Origin of the sequence: Rubritepida flocculans DSM 14296 (genome assembly GCF_000425365.1) — a bacterium.
GTDB lineage: Bacteria > Pseudomonadota > Alphaproteobacteria > Acetobacterales > Acetobacteraceae > Roseococcus > Roseococcus flocculans.
Genome location: NZ_AUDH01000013.1, coordinates 66449 through 87683 on the forward strand (window position 1 = coordinate 66449; position 21235 = coordinate 87683).

Sequence of the window (21235 nt, forward strand, 5' to 3'; positions counted from 1 at the left end):
GTTCAGCCCAGGTGGCGGGCGAAGAACTCGAGCGTGCGCCGCTGCGCCAGCGCCGCGTCGGCCGGGACATGGCTGCCGCGCTCCTCGCAGCCGAAGCCATGGCCCGCGCCGGGATAGACGAAGACCTCCACCTCCGGGCGCGCGGCGCGGATGGCCTCCACATCGCTCATCGGGATGGAGGCGTCCGTCTCGCCGAAATGGAGCTGGGCGGGGCAGCGCGGCGCCTCCTGGCGCGCCGCGGCGATGCCCCCGCCATACCAGCCCACCGCGGCCGAGAAGGCGGAGGAGCGCGTGGCCCCGTGCCAGGCCACCGTGCCGCCCCAGCAATACCCCACGATCCCGCGCTTCGCCCCCGCCGGCAGGGCGGCCGCGGCGGCGAGGATGTCGAGCAGCGTCTTGTGCTCGTCCACCTGGCCGCGCAGGGCGCGGCCGCGCGCCACGTCCTCGTCCGTGTAGCCGAGCTCCACCCCGCGCTCCACGCGGTCGAACAGGGCGGGCAGGATCACGGCGTAGCCGGCCTCGGCGAAGGACTGCGCCACGCGGCGCATGTGCCGGTTCACGCCGAAGATCTCCTGCACCACCACCAGCGCCCGCGCCGCCTCGCGCGGGCCGGCGGTCCAGGCGGAGAGCGTGTGGCCGTCGGCGGCGGTGAGCGTGATCTCCATTGGCGGAACCCCCTGTGCTTCCTGTAGGATTGCGAGCATGGGCGAGGTCGTGAACCTGAGGAAGTGGGTCAAGGCGCGCGAGAGGGCGCGGCGCGCGGCCGAGGCCGCCGCCAACCGCGCCGCGCATGGCCGCACCAAGGCCGAGAAGGCGCGCGAGGCCGAGGAGGCCGCCCGGCAAGGCCGGCGGCTCGACCAGGCGAAGCGCGACGACGCGCCGGAGGGCTGAGCGGCGGCGATTCCGCCCCGCGCCGCGACAGGCTACTCTGCGTCCATGGACCAGCCCGCGCCCCATCCCTACCGCGACGGTTTGCCCCCCGCCCCGCCCGGGCCCCCGGAAGGCGAGCAGCACCCGCTGCTGCGCGCCACCGAGGTGCCCTTCCTCACCGGGCTCGCGCAGGGGCCGATCCCGGCGCTGGCGCTGGCGGTGGCGCTGCTGGCGCTGGGCGCACCCGCCGGGCTCGCGCTCGCGGGCGGGCTGGCGGCCACCGCGGCGGGGGCGGTGCTGCTCGGGCTCGGGCGCTATTTCGCCGCGCTCGGCGCGGCCGAGCGCTACGCGGCCGAGAAGCGGCGCGAGGAGGAGGAGACGCATCTCTACCCCGAGCGCGAGCGCTGGGAGGTGGCCGCGGTGCTGCACCGCTACGGGCTGCGCGGGGACATCCTGGCCCGCGCGGTGGAGGCCATCGCCGCCGACCGCCGCCGCTGGGTGGATTTCATGATGCGCTTCGAGCTGGACCTGATCGAGCCGCAGCCCGCCCATGCGGGCCGCGAGGCGGCGGTGCTCGCCCTCGGCGCGCTGCTGGGGGGGGCGCTGGTGCTGCTGCCGCTCGCGCTCTGGCCGGCTCTGGGCTGGGGGGGGCCTGTGCTGGCCGCCGCGCTGGTGATGGGCGGGGCGGGCTTCCTGCTGGGCCGCGCCGAGGGGCAGGTGCCGGCGGGGGGTGCGGTGCGCAGCCTCGCGCTCGGCGCAGCGGCGGCGCTGGCGGGTCTGGCGCTGGCCGGCTTCGCGCCGTGACGCGGATTCGGGCGCGGTCAAGGCTTTCTTAAAGCTCGCACGTCAGGCTCGGTCGCCGAAAGGCAGACCGATGCAGAAAATCCTGGCGTCTCCTCCCGCTTGCCTGGCCCTGGCAAAAGCCTTCGGCCTCCTGGCGGCCCTGGCCCTGCTGGCCTCGCCCGTGGCGGGGCTTCCCGCCGTCTGGGCCGCGGCCTTTTTCGCGCTGGCCATGGCCGCGGCCTATGCCGGAAGCCTGGCGCGGATCGCCAAGCGCGCCTGCCCCTCCTGCACGGCGGTGCGCGCGGCCACCGAGTCCGAGCTCGCCATGCGCGGCCTGCTGGAACACGCCCCCGTGGGCATCTGGCAGCTCGACGCGGCGGGGAGCACGGTCTTCGCCAACAGCCGGCTGCGCGCCCTGTTCGGCGGCCGGGCGCCCGCCGGGCTGCGGCAGAGCGGGCTGCAGCGCAATGGCGGCGACGGGCCCTTCGACATCGCCCCGGGCGAGGAGCGCGAGGCCGTGCTGCCCGGGGCCGACGGGCGGGAGGCGCTGCGCCTTCAGGTCGCGGCCACGCCCTGGCCGGCCGAGGGCGGCGCGGGCCGGCTTCTCAGCGTGCTGGACGTGACGCCGCTGCGCCGCGCCCAGGCGCGGGTCGAGCATCTGACGGAGCATGACGCGCTGACCGGCCTCGCCAACCGGGAGGCCTTCGGCTGCGCGCTGGGCGCGCTGGCCGGCGCCGCCTCGGGCGGCCTTCTGCTGCTGCTCGACCTCGACCATTTCCGCTCGGCCAATGAGCGTTTCGGCCATGTGGTGGGGGACAGGCTGCTGCGCGAGGCGGCGGAGCGGCTGCGCGGCGCGGTGCGGCCCAGCGACATGGTCTGCCGCCTGGGCGCCGACGAGTTCGCCGTCCTCGCCTTCGAGGCGGGGCCCGAGAGCGCCCTGCCGCTCGCCGGACGGGTGCGCTCCGCCCTGCGCCCGCCGCTGCGGCTCGACGGGCTCGACCTCTCCATCTCCGCCAGCATCGGCATCGCCACCGCGCCCAGGGATGGGCGGGATGGCCCGGCCCTGCTGCGCGCCGCCGAGCTCGCCCTGCACGAGGCGAAGGCGAACGGGCGCAACGCCGTCTGCCTCTTCGAGCCGCAGATGCGCGAGCGGCACGAGCAGCGCGCCGCGCTGCGCGAGGCCTTCGTGGAGGCGCTGGAGCGGGGCGAGCTGGAAATCCACCTCCAGCCCCAGCAGGACATGGAGCGCCAGGTCATGGTGGGGGCCGAGGCGCTGATCCGCTGGAAGTCCAGCCGGCTGGGCCGCTGGGTGCCGCCGGGCGAAATCCTGCCCGCCGCGAACGAAGGCGGCGTGATCCAGCGGCTGGACCGCTTCGTGCTGCAGCGCGCCGTGGCCCTGCTGGCCGAATGGGGCGACCGGCCCGACGCGCCGGCCACGCTGGCCATCAACATCTCGGTCTCCAGCCTGCACGATCCGGGCTTCGCCGGCGAGGTCGCGCAGGCCCTCGCCCGCGCCGGCGTGGCGCCCGAGCGGCTCGAGATCGAAATCCCCGAGGATCTCGCCATCCGCGACCTGCCCGGCGTGCAGAAGACGCTGCAGGCCCTGCGCGAGGTGGGCGTGCCGCTGGCGCTGGACGATTTCGGCGGCGGCCATTCCGGGCTGCCGCATGTGGTGCGCCTGCCGGTGCAGCGCCTGAAGCTCGACCGCTCCATCGTCGCCGGCCTGCCGGAGGATGCGAAGGCGCTGGCCGTGCTGCGCGCCACCATCTCGCTGGCGCGCGGCATGGGCATCGAGGTGGTGGGCGAGGGGGTGGAGACGGAGGCCCAGGCCTTCGCCCTGCGCCGGGCCGGCTGCCATGTGATGCAGGGCTGGCTGGTCGCCCGGCCCATGGCGCCCGAGCTGCTGGTGCCGCCCAGCCTCGCCCTGCCCGCACCAGGGGCGCAGCGCGTGCGCGCCTGACGCCGCGGATTCCCGCGGCCCGGGGCGACGCGCTGGACTATGATTTCAACATCACGGATCATGCTCCCGCCTTTGTCGAGAGGGCGATTCACCGCTGCGGCGATTCCGCCTTCGCGGATCGCGCTCTAGGCTCCCGCCCCGGATGAGCGCGCCCCGCCCCGCCCCTGCGCCCCCCTTCGCGAGCCCTCTTTCCGAGGCCGAGTTCGCCGCCCTGATGGCCCCCTTCGCGCCGCTGGTCCCTCCGCTGGTGGTGGGCTGTTCGGGGGGCGCGGATTCCCTCGCCCTCGCCTGGCTCGCGCATCGCTGGTCCGGGGGGCGGACCATCGCCGTCATCTGCGACCACGGGCTGCGGCCGGAAAGCGCGGCCGAGGCCGAGCAGGTGGCCGAGCGGCTGCGCGGGGCCGGGTTGCGGGTGGCGCTGCGCCGCCTCCGCCTCGCCCCCGGCCCCGCCCTGCAGGCCCGCGCGCGGCTGGCGCGCCGCGCCGCGCTGCTCGCCGCCTGCCGGGAGTTCGGCGCGCCGCATCTGCTGCTCGGCCATCACGCGGGGGATCAGGCGGAGACGGTTGTGATGCGCGCCCTCGCCGGCTCCGGCCCGCGCGGGCTCGCGGGCATGGCGCCGCTTGCGGTCGCGCCGGAGGCGCTGGTGCTGCGCCCGCTGCTCGGCATCCCGCGGGCCCGGCTGGAGGCAAGCTGCCGCGCCGCGGGGCTCCTCTGGGTGGAGGATCCCTCCAACGCCGATCCGCGCTTCGCCCGGGCCCGGCTGCGCGCCGCGGGCGGCGCGGAGGGCGCGGAAGCCGCCGCCCCCGCCTTCGCCGCCCGGCGCGCGCGCGAGGAGGCGGCGCTGGCCGCCCGGGCCGCCGCCTGCCTGCGCCTGCTGCCCGAGGGCTGCGCGCGGCTCGACCTCGCCGCGCTGGGCAGGGACGCCACTGCCGCCGCCCTCCTCGGGCGGGTGCTGCGCGTGGTGGCGGGGCGGGCGCATGCGCCGGCCGAGGCGCGGGCGGCGGCGCTGCTGGCGCGCGGCCAGGGCACGCTGGGCGGGGCGCGGCTGCTCGCCTCCGGCTGGGTGGTGCGCGAGGCGCCCTCCCCGCCCTGCCCCGCCACGCCCGGCGCGCTGTGGGACGGGCGCTTCCGCCTCCTCGCCGCGGCGGAGGGGCTTCTCATCGGCCCGCTGGGCGCGGCGGAGGCCGCGCGGCTGCGCGCCCGCCACCGCCATCTGCCCGCCGCCGCGCTGGCCGCCCTGCCGGCGCTGAGACATGCGCGGGATGGAATGCTGGCGGCGGTCCCGCATCTCGCCTATCCTGGAACGGAAGCAGCAGCGCGGTTTCCGTTGCGCTTCGCGCCCCGGGGCGGCCCCCTGCTGGACGGCTGATCGGAAGGATCGGGCCAGTTCATTTCCGGCAGGGGCATTCTCTCCGCCCGCAGGCGCACCACATGGGGTTCGTGCGGGCCATCGCCGCCCGCGAAGGGGAAAAGCGGACGTGAGCAATTTCGGCCGGAACCTGGCCCTCTGGGTGATCGTGGCGCTGCTGCTGGTGGCGCTGTTCAACCTCTTCCAGCCCTCCGGGCCGACCGGCCGGGCGCAGATGCAGGTCGCCTACAGCGACTTCCTCAACGAGGTGAACAACGGCCAGGTGCGCGACGTGGTGATCCAGGGCCGCACCGTCTCCGGCCAGCTCACCGACGGGCGCAGCTTCACCACCTACACGCCGGAGGATCCGAGCCTCGTCTCGCGCCTGACCGAAAAGGGCGTGCGCGTGGTGGCGCGGCCGGAGGAGAGCGAGGTGAACCCGCTCTTCCAGATCCTGATCTCCTGGTTCCCGATGCTGCTGCTCATCGGCGTCTGGATCTTCTTCATGCGCCAGATGCAGGGCGGCGGCGGCCGCGCCATGGGCTTCGGCAAGAGCCGCGCCCGGCTGCTGACGGAGAAGCACGGCCGCGTCACCTTCGAGGACGTGGCCGGCATCGACGAGGCGAAGGCCGAGCTCGAGGAGATCGTGGACTTCCTGCGCGACCCGCAGAAGTTCCAGCGCCTGGGCGGCAAGATTCCGAAGGGCGTGCTGCTGGTGGGCCCCCCGGGCACCGGCAAGACGCTGCTCGCCCGCGCCATCGCGGGCGAGGCGAATGTGCCCTTCTTCACCATCTCGGGCTCCGACTTCGTCGAGATGTTCGTGGGCGTGGGCGCCTCCCGCGTGCGCGACATGTTCGAGCAGGGCAAGAAGAACGCCCCCTGCCTGATCTTCATCGACGAGATCGACGCGGTGGGCCGCCATCGCGGGGCGGGCCTCGGCGGCGGCAACGACGAGCGCGAGCAGACGCTGAACCAGATGCTCGTCGAGATGGACGGCTTCGAGAGCAACGAGGGCGTGATCATCATCGCCGCCACCAACCGCCCCGACGTGCTGGACCCGGCGCTGCTGCGCCCCGGCCGCTTCGACCGCCAGGTGGTGGTGCCGAACCCCGACGTGGTGGGGCGCGAGAAGATCCTGCGCGTGCACATGCGCAAGGTGCCGCTCGCCTCCGACGTGGACCCGAAGGTGATCGCGCGCGGCACGCCCGGCTTCTCGGGCGCGGATCTCGCCAACCTCGTGAACGAGGCCGCGCTGCTCGCCGCGCGGACGGGCCGGCGCACCGTCGGCATGGCGGAGTTCGAGGCCGCGAAGGACAAGGTGATGATGGGCGCGGAGCGCCGCAGCCTCGTCATGTCCGAGGACGAGAAGCGCATGACCGCCTATCACGAGGCGGGGCACGCCCTCGTCGCCATGCACGAGCCGGAGTGCGACCCGGTCCACAAGGCCACCATCATCCCGCGCGGCCGGGCGCTCGGCCTCGTGATGAGCCTCCCCGCCGGGGACCGCTACTCCAAGCACAAGTCCAAGATGAAGGCCGAGCTCGCCATGGCCATGGGCGGGCGCGTGGCGGAGGAGATCGTCTTCGGCCCGGACAAGGTGAGCAACGGCGCCTCGGGCGACATCAAGATGGCGACCAACCAGGCGCGCCTGATGGTCACCGAATGGGGCATGAGCGAGAAGCTCGGCATGGTGGCCTATGGCGAGAACAGCCAGGAGGTGTTCCTCGGCCATTCCGTCACCCAGTCGAAGAACGTGAGCGAGGCCACCGCCCAGCTCATAGACGCGGAAATCCGCCGCATCATCGACGAGGCCTATGCGCGCGCGAAGCACATCCTGACCGAGAACCGGGAGGAGCTGGAGCGCCTCGCCAAGGGGCTTCTCGAATACGAGACGCTCTCGGGCGACGAAATCCGCCAGGTGCTGCGCGGCGAGCCGGTGGTGCGGAGCCGCCCCGACGAGCCCGCCCAGGCCGGGCGCGGCAGCGTGCCCAGCTCGGGCCGCACCCCGCGCCCCGATACGGGCGGCTTCTCGCCCGCGCCCGCGGGGTGAGGCCCGCATGATCCCCGAGCCGCTCGGCCTGCTCGACGGGCCGGCGGCGGCGGAGGCGGTGGCACAGGGGCTCGCGCTGCCGTTGCAGGGCGGGCCCCTCGCCTTTCTGGGCTGGCGGCCGCTGGGAGATGCGGGCCCGATGCGCCCGGCCGCTTCCGCGCCGCCCGTGCTCTCCGCCGCGCCGCCGCCCTTCCCGGGCCTCGCGCCCCATCCGGCGCGGCCGCTGGTCATGGGCATCGTCAACTGCACGCCCGACAGCTTCTCGGGCGATGGGCTGGGCGCGGCGCATGCCGCCGCCATCGCCCGGGGCGAGGCCATGCTGGCCGCGGGGGCCGACATGCTGGACGTGGGCGGCGAGAGCACCCGCCCCGGCGCCGCCCCGGTGAGCCCGGAGGAGGAGCAGGCGCGCATCCTGCCCGTGATCCGCGCCCTCGCCCGCCTCGCCCCGGTCAGCGTGGACACGCGCCACGCCGAGACGATGCGCGCGGCCCTCGCCGCCGGGGCGCGCATCGTGAACGATGTGAGCGCGCTCGCCTTCGACCCCGCGGCGATGGGCGTGGTGGCCGAGGCCGGCTGCCCTGTGGTGCTCATGCACATGCGCACGCTCGATCCGCGCACCATGCAGCGAAGGGTGGCCTACGAGGATGTGGTGCGCGAGGTGGCCGAGCATCTCGCCCGCCGCCTCGACGCCTGCGAGGCCGCCGGCATCCCGCGCGGGCGGATCGCGCTCGATCCGGGCATCGGCTTCGGCAAGACGGTCGCGCACAACCTCGCGCTGATCGAGCGGCTGCCGGCGCTTGCGGGGCTCGGCTGCGCCATCCTGCTCGGCGCCTCGCGCAAGACCTTCATCGGCCGGATCACGGGGGTGGAGGCGCCGGCGGAGCGGGTGCATGGCAGCGTCGCGGCCGCCCTGGCGGGGGCGGCGCGCGGGGCCCATATCCTGCGCGTGCACGATGTGGCCGCGACCGTGCAGGCGCTCAGGCTGCGCGCGGCGGTGCTGACCGGAGGGGCGTGATGGGCGAGTGGTGGATGCTCGGCGTCTTCTTCGCCGCCTGCGTGGCCACCGCCGCCTCGGGCGCCATCTTCGCGCCCGGCCCCTGGTATGCCGGGCTGCGCAAGCCGCGCTGGTGCCCGCCCGACTGGCTGTTCGGCCCCGCCTGGGCGGTGCTGTTCTGCATGATCGCGGTGGCGGGCTGGCTGGTCTGGCGCGCGGCGGGCTTCGGCCCCGCGCTGATCGCCTACGCTGCGCAGCTCGTGCTGAACTTCGCCTGGTCCTGGCTCTTCTTCGGGCTGCGGCGGCCGGACCTCGCCTTCTACGAGCTCTGCGCGCTCTGGGCCTGCATCGGGCTGTGCATCGCGCTGTTCGCCCCGATCAGCGCGACGGCGGCCTGGCTCTTCGCGCCCTACCTCGCCTGGGTGGGCTTCGCGGGCGCGCTGAACCTCGCGCTGTGGCGGCTGAACGGGGCGCGCCCGCGCCCCGCCCCGCTCACGGCCGGATGAGAGTGCCCGCGCCCTTGTCGGTGAAGAGTTCGCGCAGCACCGCGTGGGGCTGGCGCCCGTCGAGGATCACGGCGCCCTTCACCCCCTGCTCGATGGCGTAGATGCAGGTCTCGATCTTGGGGATCATCCCCCCCGCGATCCAGCCCGCGGCGATGCCCGCACGGGCCTCGGCCACCGTCATCTCGGGGATGAGGGTCTTGTTCGCGTCCAGCACCCCGGGCACATCCGTCAGCATCAGCATGCGCTCGGCCCTGAGCGCGCCGGCGATGGCGCCCGAGACGGTGTCGGCGTTGATGTTGTAGGTCTGCCCATCGGGGCCGAGCCCCACGGGCGCGATCACCGGCACGATGTCCGCGCCGATCAGGAGTTCGAGCACGCGCGTGTCCACGCTCTCCGGCTCGCCCACCAGGCCGAGGTCGAGCACCTGCTCGATGTTGCTGCCCGGATCCTTCACCGTGCGCGTGGCCTTGCGGGCGCGGATCAGCCCGCCATCCTTGCCCGAGATGCCCACCGCGATGCAGCCCGCCCGGGTGATGGCGGAGGAGAGGGCTTTGTTCACGGTGCCGGCCAGCACCATCTCCACCACCTCGACCATCTGCTGGTCGGTCACGCGCAGCCCCTGCACGAAGGTGGACTTCACGCCGAGCCGGCCGAGCATGGCGTTGATCTGCGGCCCGCCGCCATGCACCACCACGGGGTTCACCCCCACCTGCTCGAGCAGGGCGATGTCGCGGCCGAAGCGCTCGGCCGCCTCCTCCTCGCCCATGGCGTGGCCGCCGTACTTCACCACCACGATCTGGTCGTCGTAGCGCTTGAGGTAGGGCAGCGCGCCGATCATCGTCTGCATCTGGGCGAGCGCGTCGTCGGACATCTGGGTGGCGTTCCTCGGGCCTTGCTGGGGGCGCTATCCGGCGGGCGGGGCGGGGCGTCAAGCCAGTGAGGTGTCAGGCGAGCAGCGCGGCGATCTCCGCGCGCAGCTCGGGGATGCCCTGGCCCGTCTCGGCCGAGGTGACGAGCACGAGCGGGTGCCCCGCCGGATGGGCGCGCGCGAGGCCCTGCGCCTCCGCAAGGCGCTTCTCCAGCGCGGCCGGCTTCACGTCATCGGCCTTGGTGAGCACGAGCTGGAAGGCCACGGCGGCCTTGTCCAGCAGGTCCATCACCGCGCGGTCGGAGGGCTTGGTCTCGATCCGCGCGTCCAGCAGCAGCAGCACGCGGCGCAGGTTGGGCCGGCCGCGCAGGTAGTCGAACATCAGCCCCTGCCAGTCCTCCTTCACCAGCTTGGAGGCCTTGGCGAAGCCGTAGCCCGGCATGTCCACGAGGGCGAGCGGCGTGCCCTCGACGCGGAAGAAGTTGAGCTGCTTGGTCCGCCCCGGGGTGTGGGAGACGCGCGCCAGCGCCCGCCGCCCCGTCAGCGCGTTGGTGAGCGAGGATTTGCCCACATTGGAGCGCCCGGCCAGCGCCACCTCCACCCCCTCGGGCGGCGGGAGCTGGTCGAGACGCTGGCTCGCGTGGAAGAAGGCGCAGGGCCGGGCGAAGAGCAGCCGCCCGGCCTCGATGAGCGCGGCGCGCTGCGCTTCGTCGCGCGCCTCGGCAAGCCCGCCGGCGGGAAGGCCCGCAGGGAGGCTCACTTCTTCGCCGCCGCCGTCCCCTGGCCGCCGGCGCCCCGCCCCCCCTGGGCCGGCGGGCGCGCCGCCTGCGCCTTCTTGTCGAGATGCATGATGTACCACTGCTGGGCGATGGAGAGGAGGTTGTTCCAGGTCCAGTAGATCACGAGCCCGGCCGGGAAGCTCGCCAGCATGAAGGTGAAGAGCACCGGCAGCCAGGCGAAGATCTTCTGCTGGATCGGGTCGGGCGGCTGGGGGTTCAGCTTCTGCTGCACCCACATGGTCACGCCCATGATGATCGCCCAGACCGGCAGATGCAGGAAGCTGGGGGGATCCCAGGGGATCAGGCCGAAGAGGTTGAACAGGTTGGTCGGGTCCATGGCCGAGAGGTCACGGATCCAGCCGAAGAAGGGCGCGTGACGCATCTCGATGGAGATGAACAGAACCTTGTAGAGCGCGAAGAAGACGGGAATCTGCACCAGGATAGGCAGGCAGCCCGAGGCGGGGTTGATCTTCTCGCTCTTGTAGAGCGCCATCATCTCCGCCTGCATCTTCGCGGGGTCGTCTTTGTACCGGTCACGGATTTCCTGCATCTTCGGCGCCACGAGGCGCATGCGGCCCATGGACTTGTAGGCCTTGTTGGCCAGCGGGAAGAACAGGACCTTCAGGCACAGGGTGAAGATCAGGATGGCGATGCCGAAATTGCCCGTGACGATGCCGAGCCAGTGCAGCACATAGAAGAAGGGCTTGGTGATGAAGTAGAACCAGCCCCAGTCGATCGCCTTGTCGAAATCCTGGATGCGCTGCTGGTCGCGGTAGCGGTCGAGGAGCTCCACCTCCTTCGCCCCGGCGAAGAGGCGCGAGGCGAAGCCGGCCGACTGCCCGGCCGCGATGGCCTGCGGCGCGGGGGGCGCGATGTCCACCTGCCAGCGGTCCACCCCCTGGTCGGGGATGTGGCGGAAGGCGCTGCGCAGGCGCTGGCCGTCCTCGGCGCGGGTCAGCGCCGTCAGCCAGTATTTGTCGGAGAGGCCGGCCCAGCCCTCGGCCGCCTCGTTGTCCCAGGCGGAGCCCTGGGCGCGGCGGCGGTTCCCTTCGTCGCGGCCGTCGCTGTAGGTGATCTCGGTCAGCCGCCCGTCCTGCACGGCGACGAAACCCTCATGCAGGATGAAGAAGCCCAGCGTCTGCGGCGTGCGCTCGCGCCGCACCCGGGCCCAGGGCAGCACCACCACGGCCTCGGCGGCGCTGTTGCGGAGGGTCTGGCGCACGGTGAACATGTAGTCGGCGTCCACCGAGACCTCGGCCTCGAAGATCTGGCCCTGCCCATTGTCCCAGGTGAAGGTCACGGGCCGGCCGGGGGCCAGCGGCCCGCCCGTCACGGTCCAGTCCGTCTCGTTGTCAGGCACGCGGGTGCGGCCATCGGCGGCCGTCCAGCCCCACTGGGCGAAATACCCCTCCGGCCGGCCGCGCGGCGCGAGCAGGGTGACATTGGCCGAGCCCGGCTCCACCGTCTCGCGGAACTGGCGCAGCACGAGCTGGTCGAGCATCAGCCCCCGCGCCGAGAGGGCGCCGGTCAGGCGCGGGTTCTCCACCGGCACGCGCTGCGCCTCGGCCCGGGCGGGCGACAGCTCCGCCGGCGCGGCGGGGGCGGCCGGGGCGGCGCCGGGGGCGGCAGGCGTGGCCGGCAGCGGCACCTCGGCCTGCTGGGCCTGGGGGGCGGGCGGCGGCGCCGGGGGCGACATCGTCCGGTTCCACACGTCGAACAGCAGCAGGATGCCGATGGAAAGGGCGATCGCCGCGAAAAGGCGCTTCTGGTCCATGGGTCTCGGTCAGGTTTCGGGCTGGCCCGGCGCGCGGGGCGCGAGCCGGTTCAGCCGGGGCGGCACGGGGTCGTAGCCGCCGGGATTCCAGGGGTTGCAGCGCAGGATGCGCCAGGCGGCGAGGCCCGTCCCGCGCAGCGCCCCGTGCTCGCTGAGCGCGCCCAGCGCGTAGTCCGAGCAGGAGGGGTGGAAGCGGCAGTTGCAGCCGAGGATGGGCCGCAGCGTCCACTGATAGGCGATCACCGCGCCCTTCAGCAGCGGCGTGACGGGGTTCACGGGCGGCTCGTCTCGGGCAGCGTCGGGCCGCCGGCGCGCACGCCCGCCTTGACGAGCGCGGAGTCGAGGGCGCGCGCGATCTCGGCGAAGGGGCAGCGGGCCGTCTGTTCCCGGGCGATCAGCACGAGATCCCAGCCCGGGGCGGGCTCGGCCGCCAGGGCGAGCCGCGCCGCCGCGCGCAGCCGGCGCTTCGCGCGGTTGCGGGTCACGGCGTTGCCGATCTTCTTCGTGGCGGTGAAGCCCAGGCGCGTGGCCGAGTCCTGCCGCGGCAGGGCCTGCAGCAGCAGCGCCCCGCGCGCCACCTTGGCGCCTTCGCGCGCGGCACGCAGGAACTCGGCGCGCCGCTTGAGGCGCCCCGGCTTCGCGGGCGGCGGCGTCACGGCAGGCATGGGCGCCCGCGGGCGCCCGTCAGGCGGAGAGCTTGGCGCGGCCCTTGGCGCGGCGATTGGCCAGCACCTTCCGGCCGCCGACCGTCGCCATGCGGGCGCGGAAGCCATGGCGCCGCTTGCGGACGAGCTTCGAGGGCTGATAGGTGCGCTTCACGGCCGGAACTCCAGAGCAAAGAGGAAGGGCGGGGTCGCGCCGCGCGCGCCCCGGCGTGGCGGGGGTATAGGAAGCCCGGGGGGCGGGCGTCAACCGCGGGCGGCGCCGGCGCCGCCCTGCCGCCGCGCGGATTGCCGCAGCGCGGCAACGGGCCTATGCCCATGCGCCGACATGGCGGGATGACACAGCGCATGGAACGGATTCTGGACGGGCAGGCGGCCCTGATCACCGGCTCCACCTCCGGCATCGGGCTCGGCATCGCGCGGCTTTTCGCCGAGGCGGGGGCGCGGGTGATGCTCAACGGCTTCGGCAGGGCGGAGGAGATCGCCGCCGCCCGGGCCGGGATCGGCGCGCTGATGGGCGTGGCCGAGGCGCCCTACAGCCCGGCCGACATGGCGAAGCCCGCCGAGGTGCGCGCCATGGTGGCTGCCGCCGAGGCCGCCTTCGGCCGGCTCGACATCCTGGTGAACAATGCGGGCATCCAGTTCGTCAGCCCCGTTCAGGATTTCCCCGAGGAGAAGTGGGACGCGATCCTCGCCATCAACCTCTCTTCCAACTTCCACGCCATCAAGGCGGCGCTGCCGGGCATGCTGGGCCGCCGGTACGGCCGGATCATCAACATCGCCTCCGCGCACGGGCTGGTGGCGAGCCCCTTCAAGACGGCCTATGTCGCCGCCAAGCACGGGGTGGTGGGGCTGACCAAATCGGTCGCGCTCGAGATCGCGGAGACGCCCATCACCTGCAACGCCATCTGCCCCGGCTTCGTGCGCACGCCGCTCGCCGAGGCGCAGGTGAAGCCGCTCGCCGAGAAGCACGGCGTGAGCGAGGAGGTGGCGCTGAAGCAGCATCTGCTGGCCAAGCAGCCCTCGAAGCGCTGGATCGAGGTGGAGGAGGTGGCGCGCATGGCGCTCTACCTCGCGGGCCCCGGCTCGGGCGGCGTGAACGGGGCGGCGCTCAGCGTGGATGGCGGCTGGCTCGCCGCCTGAGATGGACGCGAGCCCCCCTCCCTCCCCGGCCGCCGAGGCCGCGCCCGGCGCGCGCCTCAAGCGCGTGAACCTCGCCCTGCAGGGCGGGGGCACGCATGGCGCCTTCACCTGGGGCGCGCTGGAGCGGCTGCTGGAGGACGAGCGCATCGCCTTCGACGGCATTTCCGGCACCTCGGCGGGCGCCATCAACGGTGCGGTGCTGGCGCTCGGGCTGATCGAGGGCGGGCGCGAGGGCGCGAAGCGCGCGCTGGAGGGGTTCTGGCGCGCGCTGGGCGCGAAATTCGCCCTCTCGCCGCTGCGCGCCACCCCCATCGAGAAGGCGATCTGGGGCTGGGACCTCACGCACAGCCTCGCCTGGCGCGCCTTCGAGACGGCGACGCGGATGCTGAGCCCCTATCAGCTCAACCCCTTCCCGCTCGAATACAACCCGCTGCGCCGCGCGCTGGAGCAGAGCCTCGACCTCGAGCGGCTGCGCAGCGCGAAGAACGGGCCGCGCATGTTCATCTCGGCCACGAATGTGCGCACCGGCCGCGCGCGCGTGTTCCGGCGCGAGGAGATCACGGTGGACGTGCTGCTCGCCTCCGCCTGCCTGCCCAACATCTTCAAGGCGGTGGAGATCGAGGGCGAGCACTACTGGGATGGCGGCTATCTCGGCAATCCCGCGCTCTGGCCGCTCTATCACGAGCGCCTCGCACCCGACATCGTGGTGATCCAGCTCAACCCGCTGATCCGCGACGAGGTGCCCACCTCGCCGGCCGACATCATGAACCGGCTGACCGAGATCAACTTCAACGCGGCGCTGATGAGCGAGATGCGCGCGATAGACTTCGTGCAGCGCATGCTGGATGCGGGGCGGCTCGAGCAGCCGCGCTACCGCCGCATCTTCCTGCACGCCATCGAGGACGAGGAGCGCATGCGCGCCTTCAAGCTCTCGACGAAGTTCAACGGCGAATGGGACTTCCTGCAGACGCTGCGCGACTACGGCCGCGCGGCGGCCGACCGCTTCCTCGCCGCGCATTTCGACAGCCTGGGCCGCGAGAGCACCCTCGACATCCGGCGCTTCCTCTGACGCGCAGCCGCCCCGGCTTGGCAAGCGGCGCGAGGCGCGCGAGCCTCCCGCGCAGGGAGAACCACGCCACGCCATGACCAGGCTTCGCATCGGCTATGTCGGCCATGTGCCGCACCGCAATTTCCTCGAGGTCTGCGCCGCCGATCCGGCGCTCGAGCTGCTGCGCATCCCGCTCGAGGCGAGCGCGGAGGAGGCGGTGCGGATGCTCTCCACCTGCCAGGCCTATTACGCCATGGCCTCGCGCGACGAGCTGCCGCGGCCGCTGCACGTCACCGCCGCGCTGCTGGCGAAGCTGCCCGGGCTGCTGATGGTGGCGAGCACCGGGGCGGGCTACGACACCTGCGACCCCCGGGCCTGCACCGAGGCGGGCGTGGCGCTGGTGAACCAGGCCGGCGGCAACGCCGAGGGCGTGGCCGAGCACGCGCTGGGCATGATGCTCGCCCTGCTCAAGCGCTTTCCCGAGAACGCGGCGGCGATGAAGGCCGGCCGCGCGGGGGACCGCGCAAGCCTGCTCGGCCACGAGCTGAAGGGCCGCAGCGTGGGCCTGATCGGCTGCGGCCATGTGGGGCGCCGCGTGGCGGAGATGCTGCGCGCCGCCTTCGGCTGCCGCGTGCTGGCCTGCGACCCCTATCTCGACGCCGCCACCCTCGCCGCGCGCGGGGCGGAGAAGGCGACGCTCGAGGAGCTTCTCGCGCAGTCGGACGTGGTGAGCGTGCATTGCCCCCTCACGCCCGAGACGCGCGGCATGCTGGGCGCGGCGGAGTTCGCCGCGATGAAGCGAGGCGCGGTCTTCGTCACCACCGCGCGCGGCTCCATCCATGACGAGGCGGCGCTGCTCGCGGCGCTGGAGAGCGGTCATCTCTGGGGCGCGGGCGTGGATGTGTGGGAGCAGGAGCCCCCGCCCGCCGACCACCCGCTGCTGCACCACCCGAAGGTGATCGCCACCCAGCATACGGCCGGGGTGACGGAGGAGAGCCGCGCGAACATCACGCGCATCGCGGCGCTCGCCTTCTCCGATCTCGCGGCGGGGCGGATGCCGCCGCGCATCGTGAACCCGGAGGTGAAGCCGCGCTTCGCCGCGCGCGTCGCGGCCGCGCTCGGGCGCGCGCCGGTGGAGGCGTAGGCGGCCGGCCTCACCCCTCCAGGCGCACCTGCGCCGCCTGCGCCACCTCGCGCCATTTCGCGATCTCGGCGCGGATGAAGGCGGCGAACTGGGCGGGGGTGCCGGGGTCGGGGATGGTGGCCATGCCGTGCAGCCGCTCGACGATGGCGGGCTCGGCCAGGATGGCGCGCAGATCGGCCGAGATGCGCTCGACGATGGGGGCCGGGGTTCCGGCCGGCGCGGCAAGCCCGGTCCAGCCCGCCGCCTCGTAGCCGGGCGAGAGGGTCTCGGCGAGGGTCGGCGTGTCGGGAAGCTGGGGGATGCGCCGGGCGCTGGCCACCGCCAGGGCCACGGCCCGCCCCGCGCGGATGTGGCCGAGGGCGCTCGCCACGCTGTCCATCATCACCGGCACATTGCCGGCGACGAGATCGGTGATGCCTGGGCCCGAGCCGCGATAATGCACGATGTTGAAGCGCAGCCCCGTGCGCAGTTGCAGCAGTTCGATGGCCATGTGCTGGCTGGTGGCGGGGCCCGCGCTCGCGATGTTCACCTCGCCCGGCCGGGCGCGCAGCATCGCCGCCAGCGCGGCCGGATCCCGCGCCGGGAAGGAGGGGTGCGCCACCAGCAGCAGCGGCACCATGGCGATGTTGCTGATGGGCGCGAAGTCCCGCTCCGCGTCATAGGGCAGGCGGGGCAGCACCGAGGGGTTCACGCCGAAGGTGCCCGAGGTGGCGGCGACGAGCGTGTAGCCGTCGGCCGGCGCGCGCGCGACGGATTCCACCCCGGGCGCGCCCGCGCCGCCGCCGCGGTTCTCCACCAGCGCGCGCTGCGGCCAGCGCGCCGAGAGCTGGTCCGCCACCAGCCGCGTCACGATGTCCGCCGCCTGGCCGGGCGGGAAGGGCACGACGATGCGCACCGGCCGCTCCGGCCAGGCGGGCTGGGCCGCCGCGGCGAGCGGAATGAGGGCGGGCGCGCCCAGCAGCGCGCGGCGTCGTAACGGCATCGCATCCTCCCGAACGAGGGGCTTTCGGGCCCTCTGCGCGTCAGGTTAGCGTGGCCGCAACGAGGAAGGGAGGGCCGGGACATGCTGGCGAACAGCCATGACATCGCGGTGCTCGCCGGGGATGGAATCGGCCCGGAGGTGATGGAGGCCACGCTCGAGCTGCTGCGGGCGGTGGAGCAGAAGCACGGCATCAGCCTCGCCTTCACCGCCACCCGCGCCGGGGCCTTCTGCTACAAGGAGACGGGCACGGACCTCAGCGACGAGGCCTTCGAGCGCGCGGCGCGGGCCGACGCCATCCTGCTCGGCGCCATGGGCTGGCCCGGCATCCGCCGCGCCGACGGCACCGAGATCGCCCCGCAGATCACGCTGCGCCAGCGCCTCGATCTCTATGCGGGGGTGCGGCCGATCCGCGCCATTCCCGGCACGCCCGCCGTGCTCGCGCATCCGCGCGCGAAGGAGATCGACTTCGTGATCCTGCGCGAGAGCACGGAGGGGCTGTTCTTCTCCAAGGACCAGGGCATCGTCAGCGCCGACTGGGCGGAGGAGACGCTGCGGCTGACGCGCCGCACCACCGAGCGGCTGGCGCGCACCGCCTTCCGGCTGGCCGCGCACCGGGCCGCCCAGCGCGGCCGGCCGGGCCGGGTGACGCTGGTGGACAAGGCCAACGTGTTCCGCGCCTTCGCCTTCATGCGCGAGGTCTTCGCCCCCATCGCGGCCGAGCATCCCGACATCGCCTATGACCAGCACTACGTGGACGCCATGGCGCTCGACCTCGTGCGCCGGCCCTGGGCGTTCGACGTGCTGCCCATGGAGAACATGTTCGGCGACATCCTCTCCGACCTGGGCGCGGGGCTGATCGGGGGGATGGGCTTCGCCCCCTCGGCCGATCTCGGCGACACGCACGGGCTGTTCCAGCCGAGCCACGGCACCGCGCCCGACATCGCGGGGCAGGGCGTCGCCAACCCCACGGCCTGCATGCTCTCGGCCGCGATGATGCTGGAATGGCTCGCGATGAAGGGCGGCGGGCAGAGGCTGCTCGACGCCGCGACCGACATCCGCGAGGCGGTGGACCACGCCTTCGCCGAGGGGCTGCGCACCCCCGACATCGGCGGCGGCGCGGGCACGGTGGCCGCCACGCGCGCGGTGATCAGCGCGCTTCGGCGACGCCCCGGCTGATCAGCTCCGCCAGCGCGCGGGCCACGCAGTCGTTGAGCTTGTCCACCGCCGCCGCGCGCCCGGGGCGCGGGGTGCGCTCGAGGTCCACCGCCCCCGTCTCCACCCAGTGCTGCATGAGGTCGTAGCGCGGGAAGAGCGCGGCGCCGGCGGCGGCGGCGGCGAGGCGCAGCTTCTCGCGATAGGGCTCGATGTTGGAGTTGGCCCGCAGGAAGCGGGAATACTGCTGGTCCACCACGATCACGTCGGCGCCGCGGCGGCGGATGCGCTCCAGCCCCCGGCGCAGCGCCTCCGTCATCTCGTCCGGGTCCATGCCGCGCACCGCCTCGACGGTGCCGAGCTGCCAGAGGATCAGCGCGGGGGTTTCGCTGGCGAGGCTCTCGCGCAGCAGAGCCAGGTGGTCGGTCACCGAGACGCCGCGACCGCCGCGCACCGCCACCTCGATGGAGCGTCCGGGGTAGCGCTCGCTCAGCAGCGCCTGCAGCCGGCCGGGCCAGGCGGCCTCGGGGCCCGAGGAGCCCGGGCCGGTGATGGAGCCCGAGCCGAGCGCCAGGATCAGCACCGGCCCGCGCTCCAGCGCGCGCGCCAGAGCGGGCAGAGGCCGGGCCGATTGGGCGAAATCGGAGGGAAGATCGCAGGCCGGGCCGCTCGCGCGGGCCGGCGCCCCGACCAGAAGGCCGGCGGCGAGCGCCCAGACGGCAAGACCCTTCCGCGACATGACAGGCGATTTACGCATGGGGCAGGGCCCGCGGCAAGCGCGGCTCCGCGGGGGCCGGCAGGGCCGCGGGTCTCTCGAAGCCCTTGTTCCACTCGCCGATCCAGGCCACGGCGATGAGCGCAGCGAGGCAGAACAGGTTCACCACCACCTGCATGGCCCAGCGGTCGTCCAGCTCCAGCATCACCCGCGCGAGGAAGGAGAGCAGGATGCCGAAGCAGAACACCGGCAGGCTGTGCCGGCCCATGTCGCGGAAAGGCCGCGCCCACCAGCCGGAGACGAGCCGCCCCTCGCGCGGAACGTAATGGCCGATCAGATAGGCCATGGCGAGGATGGAGAGCAGCCGCCAGGGGTGCAGCGAGGCCTTGTCCACCCCGGCGATCAGCTCCGCCAGCCATTCGGGCAGACGCTCGCCCAGCGCGGGCAGATGCAGCGAGGCGAGCATGCCGAGCAGCCCGAGCCCCAGCACCAGCCCCGCGGCGGCGGTGAGCCAGAGCCGGCGCGGCGGCAGCCCCACCGAAGGCGCGCCGCGCACCGCCTGCCCCATCTGGAAGCCGCAGAAGAACAGCACCTGCCAGGCCAGCGGATTGAAGAACCAGCCCTCGCCCTGCCAGGTCAGCGGCGTCAGCCCCGTCGCGCGCGCGCCGAGCCAGAGGCCGACGGAAAGCCCCATCAGCCACCAGGGATGGTTCCGCAGCAGCAGGGCCGGGATGAACAGCGAGAGCAGCACGATGTAGAGCGGCAGGATGTCGAGGAAATGCGGCTGGAAGCGCAGCAGCAGCGCCTCCAGTAGCGCGCGGTAGGGATCCTCGGCGAAGGGGTCGAGGGCGAGCTCGTCGAGGAAGGCCGCGCGATCGAGCGCGGCGGCCGAATATCCGACCTGCGCGGTGAAGACGACCAGCAGGAAGATGTGCGCCACGTAGAGCTTGGCCACCCGCCGCACCAGCGCGGCGGCGGCGGGCAGGAAGCCCTGGCGGTCCGCCTGGCCGGCATAGGCGAAGGCCGCCGCGTAGCCGGCCAGCAGCACGAAGGCCTCGGTGGCGTCGCTGAAGGAGAAGTTGCGCAGCGTCCAGTCGCCCAGCCAGTTCCCGGGCGTGTGGTTGATGACGATCATCCACAGCGCGAGCCCCCGGCAGATGTCGGCGCGGGTGTCGCGCGCGGGGCGGGAGGGCGTGGCGCTGCTGCTCATGCCCTCCTATAATGGCATTGATGCGCGCCTTGTGGACCCTCCTCTTCTGCCTCGCCGCCCCGCTGGCCTGGGCGGGGGAGTGCCCGCGCGCGCAGGAGGCCCTGCCGCCGCTGCCCGGCGTGCAGGCCGAGCTCGAAGCGGGCGAGCCGCTGACCATCGTGGCGCTGGGCTCCTCCTCCACCGAGGGCGCGGGCGCCTCCTCGGCCGATTCCGCCTACCCCTCGCGGCTCGAGCGGCTGCTGCGCGCCGCCCTGCCGGGGGTGGAGCTGCGCGTGGTCAATGCCGGGAAGTCCGGCGAGACCTCGGCCGAGATGCTCGCCCGGCTGGAGGGCGAGGTGCTGGCCCTGCGGCCCGATCTCGTCATCTGGCAGGCCAGCGGCAACGAGGTGCTGCGCGGCGTGGAGCCCGAGCGCTTCCTCGCCCAGATGCGCGAGGGGCTGCGCCGGCTGCGCGCCATCGGCGCCGAGGTGGTGCTGATGGACAATCAGCGCGCCCCGCGCCTCGAGGCCAGCCCCCTCGCCGCGCGCTATGACGCCACCATGGAGGCGCTCTCGCGCGAGGAGCGGGTGCCGCTCTTCTCCCGCGCGCGGCTGATGCGCGGCTGGTTCGCGCGCGGCGTCGCGCCCGAGGAGGTGCTGGCGCCCGACGGGCTGCACCACAATGACCGCGGCTACGCCTGCCTCGCCGAGGCGCTGTCGGAGGCGCTGCTCGCCGCCGCCGGCGCGGGGCGTCAGGTGGCGGGCCGCTGAGCCGCGAAAGGCAGACCCATGTCGCTGACCCGCCCCCTCGCCCGCATCCATCGCCCGCCGCGCAGCGCCATGCAGTCCGGCCGCGCGAACACGCGCGACTGGGTGCTGGAGTTCGCCCCCTCGGCCCGGCTGCGCCTCGATCCGCTGACCGGCTGGCCCGGCTCGGCCGACACGCTCGGCCAGGTGCGGCTGCGCTTCCCGAGCCGCGAGGCCGCGGTGGCCTATGCCGAGGCGCATGGGCTGCGCTACGAGGTGGAGCCGGTGCGGCCCGAGAAGCCCATCCGGCCCAAGGTCTATGCGGAGAACTTCCGCTACGGCCGGGCGGAGAACTGGACGCACTGACCGCCCGGGCGGCGCGGGCGCCCTTAGCTCAGCCGGACAGAGCAGGAGCCTTCTAAGCTTCAGGTCGGTGGTTCGAATCCACCAGGGCGCGCCACCGCATGCCTGCGACTGCTCATCTGGACCGCTAGACAGAAACTCCCTCGGCTTGTGGTTCGA

Annotated in this window: 23 protein-coding genes and 1 tRNA gene; 14 read left to right on the forward strand and 10 right to left on the reverse strand. The window is 73.8% G+C overall.

Annotated features, from left to right (window positions below):
* Positions 1-2: 2 nt before the first annotated feature.
* The gene (locus H596_RS0112265) at positions 3-665 is read right to left on the reverse strand and encodes a dienelactone hydrolase family protein (RefSeq protein WP_027285144.1); all 663 of its coding nucleotides are present in this window, start codon (positions 663-665) and stop codon (positions 3-5) included.
* Positions 666-702: 37 nt separating this feature from the next.
* On the opposite strand from H596_RS0112265, the gene H596_RS0112270 reads away from it, so the two are divergent.
* From H596_RS0112270 to H596_RS0112300, 7 genes are all read left to right on the forward strand, one after another.
* Complete coding sequence (locus H596_RS0112270; RefSeq protein ID WP_027285145.1) at positions 703-891, forward strand: DUF4169 family protein; 189 nt, start codon at positions 703-705, stop codon at positions 889-891.
* Positions 892-936: 45 nt separating this feature from the next.
* On the forward strand, positions 937-1674 hold the full coding sequence (locus H596_RS21345) for a VIT1/CCC1 transporter family protein (protein ID WP_051212898.1): 738 nt from the start codon (positions 937-939) through the stop codon (positions 1672-1674).
* A 160-nt stretch (positions 1675-1834) separates the two neighbouring features.
* Positions 1835-3613 (forward strand): putative bifunctional diguanylate cyclase/phosphodiesterase, encoded by a 1779-nt coding sequence (locus H596_RS21350; RefSeq protein WP_169579870.1) that lies wholly within the window; start codon positions 1835-1837, stop codon positions 3611-3613.
* A 142-nt stretch (positions 3614-3755) separates the two neighbouring features.
* On the forward strand, positions 3756-4982 hold the full coding sequence (tilS, locus tag H596_RS21355) for a tRNA lysidine(34) synthetase TilS (RefSeq protein ID WP_051212902.1): 1227 nt from the start codon (positions 3756-3758) through the stop codon (positions 4980-4982).
* A gap of 109 nt (positions 4983-5091) precedes the next feature.
* Complete coding sequence (gene ftsH / locus H596_RS0112290; RefSeq protein WP_027285146.1) at positions 5092-7011, forward strand: ATP-dependent zinc metalloprotease FtsH; 1920 nt, start codon at positions 5092-5094, stop codon at positions 7009-7011.
* A 7-nt stretch (positions 7012-7018) separates the two neighbouring features.
* A complete protein-coding gene (gene folP, locus H596_RS21360) occupies positions 7019-8026 on the forward strand; it encodes a dihydropteroate synthase (RefSeq protein ID WP_037301180.1) in 1008 nt (335 codons plus the stop codon).
* Complete coding sequence (locus H596_RS0112300; RefSeq protein ID WP_027285147.1) at positions 8026-8511, forward strand: TspO/MBR family protein; 486 nt, start codon at positions 8026-8028, stop codon at positions 8509-8511. Before folP ends, H596_RS0112300 begins: the two co-directional genes overlap by 1 nt.
* Here the strand turns inward: H596_RS0112300 and argB are convergent.
* From argB to rpmH, 6 genes are all read right to left on the reverse strand, one after another.
* Positions 8498-9382: an acetylglutamate kinase gene (argB, locus tag H596_RS0112305; RefSeq protein ID WP_027285148.1), complete on the reverse strand. Its 885-nt coding sequence runs from the start codon at positions 9380-9382 to the stop codon at positions 8498-8500. The two genes, H596_RS0112300 and argB, sit on opposite strands and share 14 nt — an antisense overlap.
* A gap of 73 nt (positions 9383-9455) precedes the next feature.
* Complete coding sequence (gene yihA, locus H596_RS0112310; RefSeq protein WP_037301217.1) at positions 9456-10067, reverse strand: ribosome biogenesis GTP-binding protein YihA/YsxC; 612 nt, start codon at positions 10065-10067, stop codon at positions 9456-9458.
* A gap of 68 nt (positions 10068-10135) precedes the next feature.
* Positions 10136-11932 carry a membrane protein insertase YidC gene (yidC, locus tag H596_RS21365; protein WP_051212904.1) on the reverse strand — a complete coding sequence of 599 codons (1797 nt, stop codon included), beginning with the start codon at positions 11930-11932 and terminating at the stop codon, positions 10136-10138.
* Positions 11933-11941: 9 nt separating this feature from the next.
* Positions 11942-12208 (reverse strand): membrane protein insertion efficiency factor YidD, encoded by a 267-nt coding sequence (gene yidD / locus H596_RS21370; RefSeq protein ID WP_051212906.1) that lies wholly within the window; start codon positions 12206-12208, stop codon positions 11942-11944.
* Complete coding sequence (rnpA, locus tag H596_RS0112325) at positions 12205-12597, reverse strand: ribonuclease P protein component (RefSeq protein ID WP_051212908.1); 393 nt, start codon at positions 12595-12597, stop codon at positions 12205-12207. The genes yidD and rnpA overlap by 4 nt, the downstream gene beginning before the upstream one ends.
* Positions 12598-12616: 19 nt before the next feature.
* Positions 12617-12751 (reverse strand): 50S ribosomal protein L34, encoded by a 135-nt coding sequence (gene rpmH / locus H596_RS0112330; protein ID WP_027285151.1) that lies wholly within the window; start codon positions 12749-12751, stop codon positions 12617-12619.
* A 191-nt stretch (positions 12752-12942) separates the two neighbouring features.
* On the opposite strand from rpmH, the gene H596_RS0112335 reads away from it, so the two are divergent.
* From H596_RS0112335 to H596_RS0112345, 3 genes are all read left to right on the forward strand, one after another.
* Complete coding sequence (locus H596_RS0112335; RefSeq protein ID WP_027285152.1) at positions 12943-13737, forward strand: 3-hydroxybutyrate dehydrogenase; 795 nt, start codon at positions 12943-12945, stop codon at positions 13735-13737.
* A 1-nt stretch (position 13738) separates the two neighbouring features.
* Positions 13739-14806, forward strand: a complete 1068-nt coding sequence (locus tag H596_RS0112340; RefSeq protein ID WP_084602736.1) for a patatin-like phospholipase family protein — start codon at positions 13739-13741, stop codon at positions 14804-14806.
* A gap of 73 nt (positions 14807-14879) precedes the next feature.
* Positions 14880-15929, forward strand: a complete 1050-nt coding sequence (locus H596_RS0112345) for a hydroxyacid dehydrogenase (protein WP_027285154.1) — start codon at positions 14880-14882, stop codon at positions 15927-15929.
* A gap of 10 nt (positions 15930-15939) precedes the next feature.
* On the opposite strand, the gene H596_RS0112350 is transcribed toward H596_RS0112345, so the two are convergent.
* Entirely contained in the window at positions 15940-16911 is a 972-nt protein-coding gene (locus H596_RS0112350) for a Bug family tripartite tricarboxylate transporter substrate binding protein (protein WP_027285155.1), read from the reverse strand.
* An 81-nt stretch (positions 16912-16992) separates the two neighbouring features.
* Here H596_RS0112350 and H596_RS0112355 point away from each other — a divergent pair, with 81 nt between their 5' ends.
* Complete coding sequence (locus tag H596_RS0112355; protein WP_027285156.1) at positions 16993-18087, forward strand: isocitrate/isopropylmalate dehydrogenase family protein; 1095 nt, start codon at positions 16993-16995, stop codon at positions 18085-18087.
* On the opposite strand, the gene H596_RS0112360 is transcribed toward H596_RS0112355, so the two are convergent.
* Positions 18059-18802, reverse strand: a complete 744-nt coding sequence (locus H596_RS0112360; RefSeq protein ID WP_027285157.1) for a GDSL-type esterase/lipase family protein — start codon at positions 18800-18802, stop codon at positions 18059-18061. The genes H596_RS0112355 and H596_RS0112360 overlap by 29 nt on opposite strands.
* A gap of 10 nt (positions 18803-18812) precedes the next feature.
* Positions 18813-19988 (reverse strand): OpgC family protein, encoded by a 1176-nt coding sequence (locus H596_RS21375; protein ID WP_051212910.1) that lies wholly within the window; start codon positions 19986-19988, stop codon positions 18813-18815.
* Positions 19989-20008: 20 nt separating this feature from the next.
* Here H596_RS21375 and H596_RS21380 point away from each other — a divergent pair, with 20 nt between their 5' ends.
* From H596_RS21380 to H596_RS0112380, 3 genes are all read left to right on the forward strand, one after another.
* Positions 20009-20737: an SGNH/GDSL hydrolase family protein gene (locus H596_RS21380; protein WP_084602739.1), complete on the forward strand. Its 729-nt coding sequence runs from the start codon at positions 20009-20011 to the stop codon at positions 20735-20737.
* An 18-nt stretch (positions 20738-20755) separates the two neighbouring features.
* The gene (locus H596_RS0112375) at positions 20756-21079 is read left to right on the forward strand and encodes an ETC complex I subunit (protein ID WP_027285158.1); all 324 of its coding nucleotides are present in this window, start codon (positions 20756-20758) and stop codon (positions 21077-21079) included.
* A 17-nt stretch (positions 21080-21096) separates the two neighbouring features.
* Positions 21097-21173, forward strand: a tRNA-Arg gene (locus H596_RS0112380).
* Positions 21174-21235 lie beyond the last annotated feature (62 nt).

Excerpts from the sequence above, each read along its gene's own strand:
- H596_RS0112265 (WP_027285144.1), bottom strand. The coding sequence starts at position 665 with ATGGAGATCACGCTCACCGCCGCCGACGGCCACACGCTCTCCGCCTGG.
- H596_RS0112270 (WP_027285145.1), top strand. The coding sequence starts at position 703 with ATGGGCGAGGTCGTGAACCTGAGGAAGTGGGTCAAGGCGCGCGAGAGG.
- H596_RS21345 (WP_051212898.1), top strand. The coding sequence starts at position 937 with ATGGACCAGCCCGCGCCCCATCCCTACCGCGACGGTTTGCCCCCCGCC.
- tilS (WP_051212902.1), top strand. The coding sequence starts at position 3,756 with ATGAGCGCGCCCCGCCCCGCCCCTGCGCCCCCCTTCGCGAGCCCTCTT.
- folP (WP_037301180.1), top strand. The coding sequence starts at position 7,019 with ATGATCCCCGAGCCGCTCGGCCTGCTCGACGGGCCGGCGGCGGCGGAG.
- H596_RS0112300 (WP_027285147.1), top strand. The coding sequence starts at position 8,026 with ATGGGCGAGTGGTGGATGCTCGGCGTCTTCTTCGCCGCCTGCGTGGCC.
- argB (WP_027285148.1), bottom strand. The coding sequence starts at position 9,382 with ATGTCCGACGACGCGCTCGCCCAGATGCAGACGATGATCGGCGCGCTG.
- yidC (WP_051212904.1), bottom strand. The coding sequence starts at position 11,932 with ATGGACCAGAAGCGCCTTTTCGCGGCGATCGCCCTTTCCATCGGCATC.
- rnpA (WP_051212908.1), bottom strand. The coding sequence starts at position 12,597 with ATGCCTGCCGTGACGCCGCCGCCCGCGAAGCCGGGGCGCCTCAAGCGG.
- H596_RS0112335 (WP_027285152.1), top strand. The coding sequence starts at position 12,943 with ATGGAACGGATTCTGGACGGGCAGGCGGCCCTGATCACCGGCTCCACC.
- H596_RS0112340 (WP_084602736.1), top strand. The coding sequence starts at position 13,739 with ATGGACGCGAGCCCCCCTCCCTCCCCGGCCGCCGAGGCCGCGCCCGGC.
- H596_RS0112345 (WP_027285154.1), top strand. The coding sequence starts at position 14,880 with ATGACCAGGCTTCGCATCGGCTATGTCGGCCATGTGCCGCACCGCAAT.
- H596_RS0112350 (WP_027285155.1), bottom strand. The coding sequence starts at position 16,911 with ATGCCGTTACGACGCCGCGCGCTGCTGGGCGCGCCCGCCCTCATTCCG.
- H596_RS0112355 (WP_027285156.1), top strand. The coding sequence starts at position 16,993 with ATGCTGGCGAACAGCCATGACATCGCGGTGCTCGCCGGGGATGGAATC.
- H596_RS0112360 (WP_027285157.1), bottom strand. The coding sequence starts at position 18,802 with ATGTCGCGGAAGGGTCTTGCCGTCTGGGCGCTCGCCGCCGGCCTTCTG.
- H596_RS21375 (WP_051212910.1), bottom strand. The coding sequence starts at position 19,988 with ATGAGCAGCAGCGCCACGCCCTCCCGCCCCGCGCGCGACACCCGCGCC.
- H596_RS21380 (WP_084602739.1), top strand. The coding sequence starts at position 20,009 with ATGCGCGCCTTGTGGACCCTCCTCTTCTGCCTCGCCGCCCCGCTGGCC.
- H596_RS0112375 (WP_027285158.1), top strand. The coding sequence starts at position 20,756 with ATGTCGCTGACCCGCCCCCTCGCCCGCATCCATCGCCCGCCGCGCAGC.